This window comes from Polaromonas sp. P1_G4 (assembly GCF_056405475.1).
On the sequence record NZ_JBFUCA010000748.1, the window covers coordinates 1 to 1,564 of the forward strand.

Sequence of the window (1,564 nt, forward strand, 5' to 3'; positions counted from 1 at the left end):
CGTGTGGCCCAGGCCGTAGCGGCGGGCACTGCGCTGCACGAGGCCCTGAATGCCGAGAAGCGTGCCCCGATGCGCTTTGTTCCCCAAAGCGCATTGCCCGCCGGCGAGGCCTACGAGAGCTTTATTTTCAGGACAGGTGAATGCCCGACCCGCGAAGGGCCGCATGATTTTTTCAATGGCCTGTGCTGGATGCAGTTCCCCGAAACCAAAAAGAAGCTCAACCAGTTGCAGGCTGCGGAAATCGCGCAGGCCGGCGTGCAACAGGTGCGCGGCCCAGTCCGCGACGCGCTGACGCTCTTTGACGAGAACGCTGCTTTCCTGTCGGCGCCGCAACCCTTGTGGGACGCGCTGGCGGCGCGGGACTGGCAGCTGCTCTTTGTGGGTTTGCGCCCACTCTGGCAGCAAGCCCGGCTGGTGCTGTTTGGCCATGCGCTGCTGGAGAAACTGATTTATCCACGAAAACCGATCACAGCCCATGTGTACCGGGCGCAAGCAGCTATCAATTCAATAGCAGATCTGGACCACTGGATTGCCGCGGATCTGAGCGCTGACAAGCTGGCCGGCAAGCCTTTTTCCCCTTTGCCGGTGCTGGGCGTGCCCGGCTGGTGGCCCGGGAACGAGAACTTTTCCTTTTATGATGACTCCCTTGTATTCCGACCGCCACGGCTGCAAAACAACAGATAGAAATCAGCCACGGGCTTGCGGCACAGCTTGAACTGCGCTGGCAAGCCCTCATATCCTGCGCAAGGCGGGCTTTTTTTACCGACCCCACGGAGAACCCATGAAACGTATTTTTCTGTTTGTCCTGACCAACCTTGCTGTCGTGGTGGTGCTGGGCATTGTCGCCAGCCTGCTTGGCGTCAACCGCTTCCTCACGGCCAACGGGCTGAACCTGACCGCGCTGCTCGGCTTTGCGCTGATCATGGGCTTCGGCGGTGCCTTTATCTCGCTGCTGATCAGCAAACCCGTCGCCAAATGGAGCGCCGGGGTGCGGGTGATCGAGTCGCCCCAAAATGCCGACGAGGCCTGGATTGTTGAGACCGTGCGCAAGCTGGCCGACAAGGCCCAGATCGGCATGCCCGAAGTCGGCATTTTTGAAGGCGCGCCCAATGCCTTTGCCACCGGCGCATTCAAGAACTCGTCTCTGGTGGCCGTGTCCACCGGCCTGCTGCAAGGCATGACCAAGGAAGAAATCGAAGCCGTGCTGGGCCATGAGATCGCCCACGTGGCCAACGGCGACATGGTCACCATGACGCTGATCCAGGGCGTGATGAACACCTTTGTGGTTTTCCTCTCGCGTGTGATCGGCTACGCCGTCGACAGCTTTTTGCGCCGCGGCAGCGACAGCAATTCCGGCCCCGGTATCGGCTACTACGTCAGCACCATCGTGCTGGACATCGTGCTCGGTTTTGCCGCCGCCATCGTCGTGGCCTGGTTCTCGCGCCAGCGCGAGTTCCGTGCCGACGCCGGCGCCGCGCAGCTGATGGGCCGCCGCCAGCCCATGATGAACGCGCTGGCACGTCTGGGCGGCATGCAGCCCGGCGAACTGCCCAAGGCCGTGGAA

The 1,564-nt window shown here is 61.9% G+C and carries 2 protein-coding genes; both read left to right on the top strand.

Annotation, left to right across the window (positions count from 1 at the left end; all coding sequences use genetic code 11):
• The coding region (locus tag AC1D1X_RS22960) for a DUF3025 domain-containing protein (protein ID WP_477699293.1) at positions 1 to 684 on the top strand (684 nt) is incomplete at its 5' end.
• Positions 685 to 781: 97 nt separating this feature from the next.
• A partial coding sequence (gene htpX, locus AC1D1X_RS22965) for a protease HtpX (RefSeq protein ID WP_477699294.1) occupies positions 782 to 1,564 on the top strand: 783 nt, incomplete at its 3' end.